Source organism: Neorhizobium tunisiense, from assembly GCF_039631515.1.
Classification (GTDB): Bacteria; Pseudomonadota; Alphaproteobacteria; order Rhizobiales; family Rhizobiaceae; genus Neorhizobium.
Genome location: NZ_JBDIUU010000005.1, coordinates 245,550 through 260,921 on the forward strand (window position 1 = coordinate 245,550; position 15,372 = coordinate 260,921).

A 15,372-nucleotide genomic window follows, 5' to 3' on the forward strand; every position below is an offset into this window, starting at 1 on the left:
TTCCGGCACCGCCTCGTGTGGCAACAAGCCGAATTACTTAGCTCGGATAAGCCGCGTTTCGATCGGCTGGACGAAAAGCTGGGCAACCTCGTCAGCGGGCATCGCCTTGCCGTAACGATAGCCCTGCCCCGCCTCGCAGCCCATCAGGCGAAGCGCCGCCTCCTGCTCCTCGGTCTCGATGCCTTCGGCAATCGTCTTCAATCCCAGCTCCCTGCTGAGCGCGATCAGAGCCCGGGTAATGGCCGCGTCGCGCGGCTTGGTCAGGAGATCTCGCACGAACCCCATGTCGATCTTGAGCGTCGTCAGCGGATAGCGCTGCAGCGAACCAAGCGAAGCATAGCCCGTACCGAAATCGTCGAAGGCGATGCCGACGCCGAGTTCACGCAGCGCCAGGATCGATTCGAGCGACTGATCGTCGTCGTTGAGCGTCACGGTTTCGGTGATCTCGATCTCCAGGAGGTGCGGATCGAGCCCGTAGCGGGCAATCAGGTCGGCGACGCTGCGCGCCAGACCGCCGGCCCGGACCTGTGCGGGAAACAGGTTGACGCCCATCTTGATCGGCGGATAGCCGGCCGCATTCCAGGCGGCCATCTGACGACCCGCCTCGTCCAGCACCCAGAAGCCCACGTCGAGCGCGATCGAACTCTGCTCCAGGGCCGGGAGAAAAGCGGCCGGCGACAGGAGGCCGCGCTCGGGATGCTGCCAGCGAATGAGCGCCTCGACACCGAATACCTCACCGGTGTCGAGCGTCACCTGCGGCTGGTAGTGCAACACGAGTTCGTGTCTGTTCAGCGCCCGCAGCAATTCGTCCCGCAGCATTCGCCTTGCCAGGGTCTCGTTGCGCATCGACTGTTCGAACATGCGCACGACGCGGCCGCCGGCCTGCTTGGCCCGATAGAGCGCGAAGTCGGCACTGGCGATGAGCTCCTCGGAATCGGAACCATGGTTCGGTGCAAGCGAAAAGCCGACGCTCGCGCCGACGCGGAACGTGTGCCCGGCGACCTCGAACGGTATCTTGAAAGCTTCGATGACCGCATTTGCGGTCTTCTGAGCGACAAGAGGATCCCCGGTTCCGGGAATGAGAATAGCAAATTCGTCGCCGCCGAACCGGGAGACCGTGACGTTGCGGTCGAGAACGGCCGGCAATCTCACGCCGATTGCCTGCAGCAGGGAATCGCCGACGCCGTGCCCCAAGCGATCGTTGACATCCTTGAATCCGTCGAGGTCGAAGAGCAGCACGGCGAGCGGTTGTTTACGTGCCAGTTCCTCCCGCAGAAGGTCTTCGAAACGGTGCCGATTGCACAAGCCGGTGAGCGTATCCTGGCTTGCCAGCCTCAGGAGCCGAACGTCCCGGTCGCGGCGTTCGGATATGTCCTTGATGATGGTGCCCACGCCGATGCCACGCTGGTCGTGCCAGATCGAAAGCGCCATCTCGACCGGAAACTCCGTGCCGTCCTTGCGGCATGCCGAAATCTCGACGGTCTTGCCCTTGAGCTTGGAACTGCCGCCCGCGGCCACCCGCGCGAAGCCGGCATTGTGAGCGGCGCGGAAGCGTTCGGGCACGATCAGATCGAGCGAGCCGCCGATCATCTCCTCCCGGCTGAAACCGAACATATCAAGCGCCGCCTGGTTGACGAACTCGACCCGGCCGGAGGGATCGACGGTAATCAGCGAAAGATCGGTGGCATTTGCAAAGTTGGCAGCCGTCGCCTGCGGTATACCCTCGCGACGCAGTTCCATATGCTCCATGACCATGGCGGCAAGACCCGCGAGCGCCCGCCTTTCCCGCTCGGAAAAACTATCCCGCACCTGCGTGTCGGCGATGCACAGCGCTCCGAGCCGGAAACCGTTCGGCGACATCAGCGGCGCGCCCGCATAAAACCGGATGAATGGCTCGCCGGTGACGATCGGCAGGTTCGAGAACCGCGCGTCCAGGCGCGCGTCGGACACCACGAGAACATCGTCCGTGCGGATCGTGTGGTCACAAAAGGATTCGGATCGGTGGGTCTCCTCGATAGCGAGACCCGAACAGGCTTTAAACCATTGCCGATCCTCTTCGATCAGCGTCACGAAAGCCATGCGCGTGGAAAAAAGCTCGGAGGCAAAACGGCAGATTCGGTCAAAACGGTTTTCAGGCCCGGAGCCCGCAATGCGGTAGTTGGCCAGAGCGTCGAGCCGTCTGCGCTCTGCAATATCGATGCTATCGGCGTAGGACATCTCTGCTCCGGAGGAGGGCGGTGGTGCCACCACCATAAAAATCCATCCATTAGAGAAAACATAACGAGTGCCCCCAAGAAATGAATGGCATTTGGCAGGGGACTCACCCGTTTAGCGGGATGGAAGAGAGCTTTCTCGACTTAAAGTGAAAAACCTCCCGGATTTGTACCCGGAAGGCCGTTTCGGCAAGACACAATGTCCCGAAATGGATCATCCTATCGGGGGAGATAGTAACGGCCGCGCTCGTCGCGCTCCAGCCCCTTGGAGCGGAAGGTGTCGAGTTCGCGGACGACCTCACGGCCATCGCGGCTGCCGACGGCGGCCATCAGCTCCTCGAAATGTTTGGCGCCATCCTTCAGAGCCGCTTCGAGCGACGGAAAACGCTTGCCGGGATAGGACGGAGCCTGTGGCGTGACGAGCTCCCAGTTCTGGGCATGCTGCATCGGCCAGGTCAGGTCGTAGCCGGCCTTGGCGCCGGTGCGGGAACCGTGCAGCGACGGATCGAGCGGCGACAGCCGAACGCCGGTCGCGATCACCAGATCCCGATCCGCCTGGAAGCGGGTACCGAACGCCCATTCCATCTGGCTGTCGTCGAAGATGTCGATATCCGGATCGACGACGAAGACGTTCTTGACACCGACGGCGCCGAGAACCGCATAGAGCGCCGAACGGGCCTCGCCCGGATAAGTCTGGCGGATGGAGAACCGCATGCTCATCGAGCCGCCGGCGGCGACCGGCGCGTAAACGGCGACCGGCTGGCGCACGACGTCGCCGAGCGTCTTCCAGACGTTCATCTCCATGCGCAGCGCCTCGAGATTGGACGTATCGGTGAAGTCCATGCGATTGCCGCTGATGGTCGCGGTCTGGAAGAGCGCGTCCTTGCGGTGGGTGATGGCGGTGACGTGGAAGACCGGATTTGTCTTCACGACGCCGTAATAGCCGAGGTATTCGCCATACGGACCTTCCTTCTCCATATAACCGCGTTCGTCGAAATAGCCTTCGATGACCATTTCGGCGTCGGCCGGGACCATGATGTCGTTGGTGACGCATTTGACGACCGGCAGCGGCGCCCCGCGCAGGGAGGAGACCAGCTCCAGTTCGTCGACCGGCTCCTTCATGGTGGCCGACACCATGTCGATCGGGTGGCAGCCGACCACGTAGGCCACGTTCAGCCGCTCGCCGCGCCCGGAAGCGGCCATGTACATGACGCGCAGGTCGCTCGGCGCAATCAGATCGACGCCGGCTTCCTGCGGGCCACGCAGCATCAGCCGGCGCATGCCGCAATTGTAGCGGCCGTCCTTCGGGTCGATCGTATAGTCGATCGTCGCCGAAATGTAGGGCGCCCCATCGAGCGCGTGCTGCACATGGACCGGCAGCTTGAGGAGATCGGCGTCCGTGCCGGTCAGCACGACCTGTTGGACGGGCGCTTCGTCCCGGGAAAGTTTCACCAGTTCCGGTTTCAGCGACAGGCGGCGGCGCATCTCGAGCGCCACGTCACCGGCGGGCACGCCGAAAGCCTTTGCGAGACGGGAACGGCTGCCGACCACGTTGCCGATCAATTGCTGGCCTTCCGGACCGGCATTTCTGAACCAGACGGCCTTCGGGTTGTTCTGCAGGATGGCCGCGACATCGGCCAGATCGACCTTCTCCTCGCGGATCTCCAGTTCGTCGGCGCTCAGGCTCTCGACGAAATTCTTCAACCGGAAACGATCGAGATCAAGCGCGGCGGCGGATTGAGTTGTCGTATTGGCGGTCATTCTTCCTCTCCCGAAAACGCGTTTCTGCGTGGGACGTTTTCTACCCAGAACAGTTGATTAAATCAAATATAATTATACATTATCGCATGAGGTCGCATCGGGGAGGTGTGGCCGACCGGCGTCCGCTGCGAGACCTGGTCATCCATGGGAGGAAATTCATGCAGACTGTCACTCGTCGTTTCATGCTTGCCGCATCGGTCGCCGTTGCGGGTAGCGCCTTCGGTCTTTCGCCAGCCACGGCCCAGGCGGATTATCCAAACCAGACCATCAGCATGATCTGTGCGTTCCCGGCAGGCAGCGGTGCCGACGTCATCGTCCGCTTTTTCGCCGAAAAGATCGCGAAGGTTTCGGGCGCCACCATCATCGTCGAAAACAAGCCCGGCGCCGGCGGCAACATTGCCGGCCAGTACGTCACGCGCTCCAAGCCGGACGGCTACACGATCTTCTTCCACACCGGCAGCGCCGTTGCCGGCAACATGCACATGTTCAAGACGCCGCCCTTCGACGTGGTGAAGGACCTGCAGGTCGCAGCCACCGTCAACAAGCAGCCGCACATGATCGCCGTTCCGGTATCGAGCCCGATCAAGACCATGAAGGAACTGACCGAATACCTGAAGAAGGAAGGCTCGAACGCGAGCTACGCCGTCAACAACACGTCGGGCAAGGTGCTGGCAGCCATCTACAAACAGGAAGCCGGCCTCGAAACGGTCGAGGTCGCCTACAAGAGCAGCGCCGATTCCATGAACGACATCATGAGCGGCGCCATGGCCTTTGCGGCCCAGGATCCGGTTTTTTCCCTGTCGCAGCTCCGCGAAGGCCGCTACCGCCTGCTGGCGGTCAGCTCCGCCAGGCGCATTCCGGGCGCTCCCGACGTTCCGACCATGACGGAAGCCGGTTATCCGATGGACCAGGTCGGTTGGTTCGCGATGATGGTTCCCTCGGCGACCCCGAAGGATATCGTCAACAAGATCAATGGCTGGACCCGGCAAGTCCTAAGTCAGGAAGACGTCAGGAAGTTCGTGACCGACCAGGGCGGCGACGTCTTCGCCTCGACGCCGGAAGAAGGCCAGGAATATCTCAAGAACGAGGTCGCGGCCTGGGCCGGTTATGTCAAGGTGGCCAATATCCCGCAACAGTGAACCGTTTGGCCCCGCGGTTCGGTGCATTGGCGGAAGCGGCGCATCGTCGCCGCTTCATTCGCGCCGGCACCCGCGCACGTCGCATAAATAAACGCGCAAAAGTATAGGCTTTTTAAGCTACAACCGGTTCGGCGTTGGACGCCGCAGCCGTGCTCATGCTAGAACGAATTCAGGGACAGGTAGTCAGGTTTCAGATGCACAAAGGAATGGGGTTCCTCCTGCAGACGATCGGCTTCGGGTAAGCATCATGGCTTCCAAAACGTTCGCCGATAAGAAGGATGACTATATTCAGTCTTTCTTGAGCCGTCGGTTTTCCCCCGCCGAGGTCTATGTCATTGCGACCCTCGGCGTGCTGATCGCGTTCGGGCTGCGCATCTCGCTGCACGGCGTCCTCGATGAAAGGGCGCCTTTCACGTTCTTCATTCCGCCGATCCTGGTTGCCGCCCTTATCGGTGGCATGCGGGCCTCGCTTTTCGCAGTGGCCCTTTCCGTTCTGGCGGCCTACGTCATCAAGGAATTGACGCCGCGGGGGGCCCATTTTTCGGAACTGGCCATGATCGCCATCGTCGGCGTGGTGATCGCACTGCTCGGCGAAATCCTCCACTCCGCCCGCAAGGCGATCGGAAAAGCCCAGGCGAAGGCTGAGTCCCGCGAAGCCCATCTTCGCTCCGTCCTCGACACCGTTCTCGATGCCAGCATCGTCAGCACAAGGGACGGGACGATCGTCTCCTTCAACGCCGCTGCAATCCGCCAGTTCGGCTACAGCGAAGAAGAGGTGGTCGGCCAGAACCTGCGCATGCTGATGCCGGAACCCTACCGCCGCGAACATGACGGTTACATGGAAAGGTATCTGAGGACAGGCGAGAAGCGGATCATCGGCATGGACCGCGTGGTCGTCGGGCGACGCAAGGACGGCTCGACCTTCCCGATGAAGCTCGCTGTCGGCGAGACCCATACCGGCGGGGAAACCTTCTTCACCGGCTTCGTGCGCGATCTGACCGAACGCGAGGAATCGGCTGCGCGCCTGCAGGAGATCCAGGGAGAGCTCGCACGGCTCGCCCGCCTCAATGAAATGGGTGAAATGGCATCTACCCTCGCCCATGAGCTGAATCAGCCCCTCTCGGCGATCGCCAACTATGTGCATGGTTGCGCACGCCTTCTGCGAGACATGGACGAAGCCGTCGCAGTGCGCATGCGCGAAGCTCTGGAAGAGACTGCGCGTCAGTCGCTCAGGGCAGGCCAGATCATCAAGCACCTGCGGGAATTCGTGACCAAGGGCGAGACTGAAAAGGCGCCGGAGAACATCCGGCGACTGGTGGAAGAAGCCGGCGCCCTGGCGCTGGTCGGCTCGCGCGAAAAAGGTGTCCGAGTGATTTTCGACTTCGCGCAAGGACCGGAAATGGTCACCGTCGACCGCATTCAGGTCCAGCAGGTGCTCACCAATCTGATGCGCAACGCCATTGAGGCGATGCGCGACAGCCAGCGGCGGGAACTGGTCGTCCGCACTCTCCAGGAGGGCGAAGACATGATCCAGGTGATCGTCCAGGATACCGGCCCCGGCATTCCCGAAGAGATCGCCGAGCAGCTTTTCAAACCCTTCGTCACCACCAAGGCCGGCGGCATGGGGATAGGGCTTTCGATTTCCAAGCGCATCGTTGAAGCGCATGGCGGCGAGATGACGGTGACGCGCAATGCTGCCGGAGGAGCGACGTTCCGTTTCACACTCCCGATCGACAAGGAGGAATGCGAGAATGCAGACGGGTGACTACACGATCCATATCGTCGACGACGAGGAGCCGGTCAGAAAGTCCCTTGCCTTCATGCTAACCATGAACGGCTTCGCCGTGCGCATGCACGAAACCGCCTCGTCCTTCCTGCAGTTCGCGCCGAGTGTGCGAAACGGCGTTCTGGTCACCGACCTCAGGATGCCGGACATGACCGGCGTCGAACTGATCCGCAAGCTGACAACCAGCCGGACCGGCATTCCTTCGATCGTCATCACCGGCCACGGCGACGTGCCGATGGCGGTGGAGGCCATGAAGGCAGGCGCCGTCGACTTCATCGAAAAACCGTTCGGCGACACGGTCATCATCGAAGCGATCCAGCGGGCCGCCGAGCTGCTGTCGGATAAAATGCTCGACACGGACGACCTGGCCGAGGTTCAGACGCGGCTTGAAAGCCTGAGCGACAGGGAGAGGCAGGTTCTTGCGGCCGTGGTTGCCGGTCTGCCAAACAAGTCGATTGCCTATGATCTCGACATAAGCCCCCGGACCGTCGAGGTGCATCGCGCCAATGTCATGGCCAAGATGAAGGCGAAAAGCCTGCCGCAACTCGTCCGCATGGCGATAGCTGCCGGTTTCGGTCCCAAGTGAACGCCGGAAAAATTTATTGGAATTTCTTGATCTATCGCAAAGCGCTGCTCCCAACGCAGGCACTAGATGTCTGATTTGAGCGGCTCTCCGGCTGCCCCACCCGCGCGGTAAGTTTGGTGTTATCACAAGCGAGAAACATAGTCGTCATCGCGCCCGATCTCGGTCTCAGGCAGTCGTTGACATTCGCACTCGAGGTAGAGGGCTACCGCGTCGAGGCCCATGAATCCTGGCGCAAGAACACCGTCATCCTCGCTCCAACGCTTTGCATGATCATCGACGACCAGGTGCTGCGCTCTTCGAGCGATACCCTGCAGCGCCTGCTCCAGTCGGGTCAGGCAGTGATCCTGCTCACCGACGGCATGTCTCCACCCATAGAAGGCGAGCTCGGCCCGATCCTGAGCCTCGCCAAGCCGTTCAACGGCGCCGACCTTCTGGGTCTCGTCAAGAACCTTGCACTCACGGCCTGAGCCGCTTCGAAGCTGTTCTCCCGCCTGCCCCCTACGTACATCCCCCTAGTGATACAACCCAATTTTTTCCCTGCACGTGTTCTGTCATCTTGAACCTGCAGCAAGGGGAGACGTGAACATGCACACTGCAGCCGCACATGCGACGAAGTTGGAGCTCACCAAGAGCCAGATCGTGATCGCACCCCAGACCGCGGGTCTCTTCCGGGCCAACTCTGTGGCGACCTTCAGTGCCGGTGCCGAAATCTACGCCCCCGGCGACAAGGCAGGAACATTCTATCACGTCGAATTCGGTGCCGTGCGGATCCACCGCCTGTTGTCGGACGGAAGGCGGCAGGTCATCGCCTTCCACCTGGCCGGGGAAACGTTCGGGTTCGAGGCTGACCGGACCCATAGTTTCTTCGCCGAAGCCATCGCTCCGACCGGGCTGCGCGCCATCAGCCGCTCCGCCAACGAGCAGGCATTGCCGGAACTGCTTTCTCTGGCGCTGCGCGGGATGCTGCGCGCCCAGGAACATATCATGATGATCGGCCGCCAGACGGCGGTGGAACGGATCGCCGGCTTCCTCGTCGATATGGCGGAACGCCAGGGCGGGCTCGAGCATTTCGACATACCCATGACCCGGCTGGATATAGCCGACTATTTAGGCCTGACGATCGAAACGGTGTCGCGCGTGTTCGCAAAACTCCGGACGGCCGGCCTTATCAAACTGCGGAGCATTCGTTGCATCGAGATCAAAAAGCACGAAGCACTCCGCAGCCTCTGCGCATGACAGTGAATGAAAGTGCATAGCAGTGCATGAGCGGACGAACGGCGGTCGTCCGTGGACTTTGAAAGTGCATCCCCTCCTCGATTGCATGGCATCTCCCGGACTGCTGAGCGGCAGGTCGTCGTCCCCCGACGGCCTGCCGCAAAGTCGTGCCTGACCATCGGCAGACGCCTGAGGATCAGTCGCGCGCCGCGCCAAGCTCATCCAGTAAGCTGCGCATCTTCCGTACGATGTCGCCGCTCGTCTCGTGGGAAAGAGGCGCCTGGAAACCGAAGGCAATCGCGCGTTCGTCCTTGCTTTCGACGGGCCGCCGGCAGGAGCTGTGGACCTCGTGCACGCCGGTTTCGCGCACTACCCGTTCGACGGTCGTCAGGTTGATGCCGCCGCCTGGCATGATCGACATTCTATCCCCTGCCCGCTCCACCAGCACCTTCAGCATCTCGACCCCATCGGGACCGCTGACCTTGAGGCCGGAAGTCAGCACCCGCTCGACGCCGAGCTCGATCGCCTGTTCCAGGGCTTCGAACGGGTCCGGCACAAGATCGAAGGCGCGATGCAGCGTCACGCCCAACCCTTGTGAATGCGCCATCAACCGCCCGAGCATCGGCATGTCGAGCGTCATGTCGGGACGGCTCGCACCGATCACCACACCCGCAAGACCGGCCGCCCGCACCGCATCGATATCGGCCATCATCGCCGCCTCGTTGTCGGCGTCGTAGATGAAGCTGCCGGCCCGGGGCCGGATGATCGCATAGGCGGGGATCGGCCCTCTGGCGGCAAGCGCGATCATGCCGGGCGGCGGTGTCAGTCCGCCGACATCGAGCGCGGCACAGAGTTCGATGCGATCGGCGCCGCTGGCGATGGCCGCCGCGAGACCTTCGGGACTATCGACGCAGACTTCGAGCAGGATGGACAGGATCAGTCTCCTTGATGATCGGCACTCTCGTAACAGCAGGCGCCTCTGAAAGGTACTTTAGTGACCCTAAACGGCACTCTGATGGCCAAGCACGGCGGCGCCGACCAGCCCGCCGTCCTCCTGCCGCAACGCAGGCGTCACCAGCGGGTGATCGAAGCGGTTGAGGATACGCTTGCGAACCGCCCGGTCCAGCGCATCGATGAGCGGCGTGACCGAGGCGAGCCCGCCGCCGACCGGCACGATCGAGGCGCCGGTGACATTGACCGACAGCGCCAGCGGATCGGCGATCAGTTCGAGATAGACGGCGACAGTCCTTGCGGCCCTTGCCTCGTCCGCCTGCCAATCCTCGAGAATCCGATAGCTCGTTTCCTCGCAGCCATGCAGGAAATGATGCAGCCGCTCGATGCCGCGCGCCCCGCCGATCGTATCGACACAGCCGGACTGGCCACAGCCGCACGAGAAGCGCGGAATATGAAGCGTCTCGCCGTCGAGTTCGACACTCGTGTTGAGGATCGGGCCGTGACCCCACTCGCCGGTGACCCCGCCCGCCCCACGCACCAGCCGTCCGTCGATTGCGAGACCCCCGCCGATGCCGGTGCCCATGATGGCGCAGAAGACCACGGAATGACCGCGGCCGACGCCCTCGTTGGCTTCCGCCAGCGTCAGGCAGTCCGCATCATTGGCAGCCAGAACCGGCCGTCCGAGGATGGCCGACAATTCGTCGCCGATCCGCCGTCCGGTAATGCAGGGAATGTTCGCCGAGGTCGCAATGCCGTTTCTGGGATCGATGAGCCCTGCGATCGACAGCGCCAGCGGCGAGGCCGGATCGCCCGATTGCGCATGGCGTACGATCAGCGCAGATAGCGAGGCTGCGAGATCGTCCCAACTCGCGGCCGGCGTCGCCACCTTTTCGAGCGGCAGGAGCGCGCCCGGTGCCGGCGAGACGGCGAATTTCATGAACGACCCGCCGATATCGACGCAGAAGACCGGCCTTGCCGGCCCGGTCTGGCCTGATGTTCGGGACGTGGCGGCGGCAATACTCATTTGCGCGGATCCAGAAGATCGCGAAGACCGTCGCCGAGAATGTTGAAGCCGAGCACGGTGATCATGATCGCTAGGCCCGGAAACAGCGACATCCAGATGTTGAGGCCGAGATAGTTGCGGCCGTCGCTCATCATCGCGCCCCATTCGGGAAGCGGCGGCTGGGCGCCGAGGCCGAGGAACGACAGGCTTGCTGCCGACAGGATGACGGTGCCGGCAGTCAGCGTCGATTGCACGATGATCGGTCCGATCGCGTTGCGCAGGATATAATGGCTCATGATGCGGCGGCGCGAGATGCCGAGCGAGACGGCGGCTTCGACATAATCCATGCCCTTCAGGCCCAGCGTCAGGTTGCGGCTGAGGCGGGCGTAGACCGGCACGGAGAAAATGGCAATGGCGATCAAAAGGTTGATCAGGCTCGAGCCGAGCACGCTGACGATCAGGATGGCGAGCACGATGCCCGGAAAGGCAAACAGGATATCCATCGTCCACATGATCGCCTGGTCGACGTAACGCCCGCTCATGCCCGACAGGATGCCGAGCGGCACGCCGACAAGCACCGCCAACCCGACAGCCAAGACCACTTCCGCCAAGGAAATGCGGGCTCCAAAAATGACGCGGGCGAAGATATCGCGGCCGTTGTCATCGGTGCCGAACGGATGGGCGAGAGACGGCGGCTCCATGGTTGCCAGCAGATCCTGGACATAGGGGTCGGCTGGCGCGATCAGGGGCGCGAAGATCGCCGCAAGAACAATGATGCCGATCAGGAAACCGCCGATGGTGATGCTGCGATGGGTCGCCATCCAGCGCAGCCCCCGGTAGACCGCCGGTCGGCGCGACGCGATATCGGTGTCAACAGATGCCATCAGTCGAACCTTATCTTCGGGTTGAGGAAGGCGATCAGCATCTCCGCCAGGAAATTGATGACGACGACGCCGGTGACCGCGACAAGCGTCACGCCCTGGATGACCGGATAGTCGCGGTAACGCACCGCATCGACGAGGAAACGTCCGATGCCCGGCCAGTTGAAGACGGATTCGGTCACCACCGCCCCGCCCATCAGGCTGCCGAAATTCAAGCCGACGATGGTGATGATCGGCAGCAGCGCATTGCGCAGCGCGTGGCTCCAGTAGATGTTCCTCGGCAGGACGCCCTTGGCGTAAGCCGTGCGGATATAGTCCTGGCTCATCACCTCGATCATGCTGGAACGGGTCATGCGGGCGATGACCGCCGTCGGCAGCACGGCGAGCGTGATCGACGGCAGGATGAAGCTCTTCCAAGACGCGGCGCCGAGCAGCGGCAGCCAGCCGAGCTGCACTGAGAATGTATTCATCGCCATCAGCGCCAGCCAGAAATTGGCGATCGAGGCTCCGGCAATGGCGAGGATCATCACGAACTGGTCCGGCCAGCCGTGCCGATAGATCGCCGCGATCATGCCGGCCGGTACACCGATGCCGATGGCGATCAGATAGGCGGTGATCGCCAGTCCGATGGTGAACGGCAGGCGCTCGGCAATTTCGGCAACGACGGGCAGCTTGGACTTGATGGAAATACCGAGATCGCCCCTCACCGCGCCATAAGCGAAGGAAGCGTATTGCGCCGGCAGGCTGCGGTCGAGACCGAGCCGGACGGTCATGTTGTCGACGGCCTCCTGCGTTGCCTCGGGTCCGGCCATCAGCCGCGCCGGATCGCCCGGCAGCGCACGGATCGCCACGAAGACCAGCAGCGACACGCCGATCAGGATCAGCGGCAGGGCCAGCAATTTCTTGGTGATATAGGCTTTCATCCGCCTGCTGTCTCTCGAGGCACCGGACGGGCCTCATTCACTGAAAAAGGAAACGGCGGGCGGATTTCTCCACCCGCCGTCGTTTCTCGATCCTACTGCTTCTTGGCGTCCTTGACGACGATCAGGCCGCCGGGGATCACCCAGGTGCCCTTGACGCTGGCGCGCGTCGCAAACAGGTCCTGCTTGGTATAGAGCAGAACATGCGGAGCCTGCTCGTTCACCACCTTCTGGGCGTCCACGTAGATCGCGTTGCGGGCCTTCTCGTCGAGCGTCGAGGCGGCCTTGTCGATCAGCTCATCGAGCTTTGCGTCCGAGAAGAAGCCGAGGTTGGCGCCGGCCGGCGACGCGCTCTTCGTGTAATAGAGCGGGCGGAACTGCAGATCGGCGCCGTTGACGCCCGACGACCAGGAGGCGATCGACGAACCGATATTGTCCTTCTCCTTGCCGGCCGGATCCTGGAAAGCCGCCTTCGACCAGACGCCGCCTTCCATCTTGCGGACTTCAAGCTTGACGCCGGCCTTCGCCCACATCGCCTGCAGCAGTTCGCCGATGCGCGATTCCTGCTCCTGCACGATGGTCGACATGGCGAAACCGTCCGGATAACCGGCTTCCTTCAGGAGCTGCTTTGCCTTCTCGACATTGTACGGATAGGGATTGAGCGTCTTGTCGTAACCGGGGGTGACAGGTGCGAGCGGCGAGTTGGCCGGCGTCGCATAACCGTTCATGAACGCCTTGACGATGCCGTCGCGGTCGGTCGCATAGTTCAGCGCCTGGCGGACGCGCACGTCGTCGAGCGGCTTCAGCTTGGTGTTGAGCGAGACCCAGAAGACGGCCGAACCGTCGGTCGTCGAAAGCTTCATCTCCGGGTTCGCCTTGACCTGCGCGGCAAAGGCGGCCGGGAACGGGTTGATGACATCGGCATCACCCGTCTGCAGCGCCATGTTCATCACCGAAGGCTCGGCCGTCCAGGTCCATTTGATCTGGTCTTCGCCCTTCGGCGCGCTGCCCCACCAGTCGGTGTTCTTGGCCTGGATCACGTATTCGCCGGACTTGTATTCCTGAAGCTTGTAGGGGCCGGTGCCGACCGCCTTCGAGCCGATCGTGCCGGCCGCATCCGCCGTCGGGCTGACCATCAGGCAGGGACCTGTCGTCAAGAGCGCGATGAAGGCCGGATACTGCGTCTTCAGCTTGAACTGCACGGTCATCGGATCGACGGCGGTGACGCCTTCGAGGAAGGTGCGCAGACGACCGCTGGCGGCAAGGCCGCGCTTGGTATCGAGATGGCGGGCAAAATTCTTGACCACGGCATCGGCATCGAAGGCGGTGCCGTCATGGAACTTGACGCCCGGACGCAGCTTGAAGGTCCAGACGAGACCGGAGGCATCTGCCGACCATTCGGTGGCAAGCGCCGGCTTCAGCGACAGATCGGGATCGCGCTTGACGAGGCCTTCGTACATCGGGTCGAGCAGGGCTGCCGTATAGGTCGCCGTCTGGTCGCCCGGATCCATCGAGCGCGGCGCCTCGGTCTGCATCACGTTGAGCGTCGCGGCATTGACCGTGATCGGAAACACGAGGCCTCCCGCAACCGCGCAGGCAAGCGCAAAATGACGGCTTCTCAGGAACATGGTCATGATTGTTCACCCTTGGTTTTGTTGACATGAGGGCGGTCATTGCCGCCTTAGATCATTTTTATAATTTATTGGCGTTGATTTGTTCATTTCCTGAACTTAGTGTCAAGCCACATTCACAAACAGAAAACGACCGCCTTGAACGCCTTGCTCACCTCCTCCCAGCGCCAGCTCGTGCGCGTCATCAGCACATCCGGCCCGCTCAGCCGGACCGAGATGGCGAACATGCTTGGCCTCAGCAAAGGCGCAATGAGCGGTATCGCCCGCGATCTGATCGACCTCGGCGTGCTGCACGAGACCGAGACGGTCTACGGCCAGGGCCGGCCGTCGGTGCGGCTCGACCTGCACCCGGAATGCGCCTTCTTCGTCGGCATCTCGCTGCTCGAAGACCCTGCCCCGATGATCCTCTGCGACCTCAACGGCAAGATTATCGCCCGCCGGTCGATGCCGCTGTCGCGCGATCCGCAGGTCATTGCCGAGGCGATTACCGAAGGTCTGCCGGGCCTGCTCGAAGGCCATCCGGAGGCGAAGGAAAAACTGTCCGGCATCGGCGTGGCACTCTCCGGCTTCGTCGACGAGACCCAGTCGCACTGCGTCCAGTCGACGCTGCTCAACTGGCAGGACGTGCCGCTGGCAAAAATCATCCGCGAACGCTCCGGCGTCGAGACCTTCATCGAGAACGATGCGAAGGCGGTCGCCGTCAGCGAAAAACTGTTCGGCAGCGCCCGCGAAATCCAGAGTTTCAGCGTCGTCTCGCTCGGCGACGGCATCGGCTGCGCCCATTTCATCGACGGCAAGCTCTATCGCGGCAATCACGGCGGCGCGGGCGAAATCGCCCATTGCACCATCGAACCCGGCGGCACGCCCTGCCGCTGCGGCAAGCGCGGCTGCCTCGACACCGTCTCCTCGATGAAGGCGATCAAGGAAATGTCGCGCGCCGAGGGGCTGGAATGCACCTCGCTGTCGGATATCGAATACGAGGCCTCGACCGGCAATGCCGCCGCGATCCGCATCCTGCACCGCGCCGGCTCGGGGCTGGGACTGGCAATCGCCAACCTCATTCAGATGAACGACCCCGGCCTGATCCTGATCACCCATGTCGAAGGCTCGTTCGACGGCCTGTTCGGCACGGTGGTCAACCAGGCGATCGAAACCAACGTGCTGCCGCGTTACGCCGGCCAGACGCCGATCCGCATCAAGCGCGTCGATGGCGATGTCTGGGCGCGCGGTGCGGCGAGCATCGCAGCCCATAATTTCCTGCTCGGCCCCAACTCCAACTGAGG

13 protein-coding genes are annotated in these 15,372 nt (G+C 62.5%); 6 read left to right on the forward strand and 7 right to left on the reverse strand.

Features of this window, described 5'->3' with window-relative positions; all coding sequences use genetic code 11:
- Positions 1-33: 33 nt before the first annotated feature.
- Together ABCW43_RS19325 and ABCW43_RS19330 are read right to left on the reverse strand one after the other, a co-directional pair.
- A complete protein-coding gene (locus ABCW43_RS19325) occupies positions 34-2,217 on the reverse strand; it encodes a putative bifunctional diguanylate cyclase/phosphodiesterase (protein WP_345927382.1) in 2,184 nt (727 codons plus the stop codon).
- 215 nt (positions 2,218-2,432) lie between these two features.
- Complete coding sequence (locus tag ABCW43_RS19330) at positions 2,433-3,974, reverse strand: UbiD family decarboxylase (protein WP_345927383.1); 1,542 nt, start codon at positions 3,972-3,974, stop codon at positions 2,433-2,435.
- Positions 3,975-4,132: 158 nt separating this feature from the next.
- Between ABCW43_RS19330 and ABCW43_RS19335 the strand changes: the two genes are divergently transcribed.
- The 5 genes from ABCW43_RS19335 (at position 4,133) to ABCW43_RS19355 (ending at position 8,721) form a co-directional block, all read left to right on the forward strand.
- Positions 4,133-5,113 (forward strand): Bug family tripartite tricarboxylate transporter substrate binding protein, encoded by a 981-nt coding sequence (locus tag ABCW43_RS19335; RefSeq protein ID WP_345927385.1) that lies wholly within the window; start codon positions 4,133-4,135, stop codon positions 5,111-5,113.
- Positions 5,114-5,360: 247 nt separating this feature from the next.
- Positions 5,361-6,878 carry a PAS domain S-box protein gene (locus ABCW43_RS19340; protein ID WP_445738978.1) on the forward strand — a complete coding sequence of 506 codons (1,518 nt, stop codon included), beginning with the start codon at positions 5,361-5,363 and terminating at the stop codon, positions 6,876-6,878.
- Entirely contained in the window at positions 6,865-7,485 is a 621-nt protein-coding gene (gene fixJ, locus ABCW43_RS19345; protein WP_345927387.1) for a response regulator FixJ, read from the forward strand. The genes ABCW43_RS19340 and fixJ overlap by 14 nt, the downstream gene beginning before the upstream one ends.
- A gap of 176 nt (positions 7,486-7,661) precedes the next feature.
- Positions 7,662-7,952, forward strand: coding sequence for a transcriptional regulator (locus ABCW43_RS19350; RefSeq protein WP_345927389.1), 291 nt, complete (start codon positions 7,662-7,664; stop codon positions 7,950-7,952).
- Positions 7,953-8,070: 118 nt separating this feature from the next.
- A complete protein-coding gene (locus ABCW43_RS19355; protein WP_345927391.1) occupies positions 8,071-8,721 on the forward strand; it encodes a helix-turn-helix domain-containing protein in 651 nt (216 codons plus the stop codon).
- Positions 8,722-8,896: 175 nt separating this feature from the next.
- Here the strand turns inward: ABCW43_RS19355 and ABCW43_RS19360 are convergent, their stop codons facing one another.
- From ABCW43_RS19360 to ABCW43_RS19380, 5 genes are all read right to left on the reverse strand, one after another.
- The gene (locus ABCW43_RS19360) at positions 8,897-9,634 is read right to left on the reverse strand and encodes a copper homeostasis protein CutC (RefSeq protein WP_345927480.1); all 738 of its coding nucleotides are present in this window, start codon (positions 9,632-9,634) and stop codon (positions 8,897-8,899) included.
- A 66-nt stretch (positions 9,635-9,700) separates the two neighbouring features.
- Entirely contained in the window at positions 9,701-10,678 is a 978-nt protein-coding gene (locus ABCW43_RS19365; RefSeq protein WP_345927393.1) for an ROK family protein, read from the reverse strand.
- The gene (locus ABCW43_RS19370; RefSeq protein WP_345927395.1) at positions 10,675-11,541 is read right to left on the reverse strand and encodes an ABC transporter permease; all 867 of its coding nucleotides are present in this window, start codon (positions 11,539-11,541) and stop codon (positions 10,675-10,677) included. The genes ABCW43_RS19365 and ABCW43_RS19370 overlap by 4 nt, the downstream gene beginning before the upstream one ends.
- A complete protein-coding gene (locus tag ABCW43_RS19375; RefSeq protein WP_345927397.1) occupies positions 11,541-12,461 on the reverse strand; it encodes an ABC transporter permease in 921 nt (306 codons plus the stop codon). Before ABCW43_RS19375 ends, ABCW43_RS19370 begins: the two co-directional genes overlap by 1 nt.
- 92 nt (positions 12,462-12,553) lie before the next feature.
- The gene (locus tag ABCW43_RS19380; protein ID WP_345927399.1) at positions 12,554-14,092 is read right to left on the reverse strand and encodes an ABC transporter substrate-binding protein; all 1,539 of its coding nucleotides are present in this window, start codon (positions 14,090-14,092) and stop codon (positions 12,554-12,556) included.
- A 135-nt stretch (positions 14,093-14,227) separates the two neighbouring features.
- On the opposite strand from ABCW43_RS19380, the gene ABCW43_RS19385 reads away from it, so the two are divergent.
- Complete coding sequence (locus ABCW43_RS19385) at positions 14,228-15,370, forward strand: ROK family transcriptional regulator (RefSeq protein ID WP_345927401.1); 1,143 nt, start codon at positions 14,228-14,230, stop codon at positions 15,368-15,370.
- The last annotated feature ends 2 nt before the right edge of the window (positions 15,371-15,372 follow it).

What these genes read in the sequence shown, in the direction of transcription:
- ABCW43_RS19325 (WP_345927382.1), bottom strand. Translation starts at nt 2,217, where the DNA reads ATGTCCTACGCCGATAGCATCGATATTGCAGAGCGCAGACGGCTCGAC.
- ABCW43_RS19330 (WP_345927383.1), bottom strand. Translation starts at nt 3,974, where the DNA reads ATGACCGCCAATACGACAACTCAATCCGCCGCCGCGCTTGATCTCGAT.
- ABCW43_RS19335 (WP_345927385.1), top strand. Translation starts at nt 4,133, where the DNA reads ATGCAGACTGTCACTCGTCGTTTCATGCTTGCCGCATCGGTCGCCGTT.
- ABCW43_RS19340 (WP_445738978.1), top strand. Translation starts at nt 5,361, where the DNA reads ATGGCTTCCAAAACGTTCGCCGATAAGAAGGATGACTATATTCAGTCT.
- fixJ (WP_345927387.1), top strand. Translation starts at nt 6,865, where the DNA reads ATGCAGACGGGTGACTACACGATCCATATCGTCGACGACGAGGAGCCG.
- ABCW43_RS19355 (WP_345927391.1), top strand. Translation starts at nt 8,071, where the DNA reads ATGCACACTGCAGCCGCACATGCGACGAAGTTGGAGCTCACCAAGAGC.
- ABCW43_RS19365 (WP_345927393.1), bottom strand. Translation starts at nt 10,678, where the DNA reads ATGAGTATTGCCGCCGCCACGTCCCGAACATCAGGCCAGACCGGGCCG.
- ABCW43_RS19370 (WP_345927395.1), bottom strand. Translation starts at nt 11,541, where the DNA reads ATGGCATCTGTTGACACCGATATCGCGTCGCGCCGACCGGCGGTCTAC.
- ABCW43_RS19375 (WP_345927397.1), bottom strand. Translation starts at nt 12,461, where the DNA reads ATGAAAGCCTATATCACCAAGAAATTGCTGGCCCTGCCGCTGATCCTG.
- ABCW43_RS19380 (WP_345927399.1), bottom strand. Translation starts at nt 14,092, where the DNA reads ATGACCATGTTCCTGAGAAGCCGTCATTTTGCGCTTGCCTGCGCGGTT.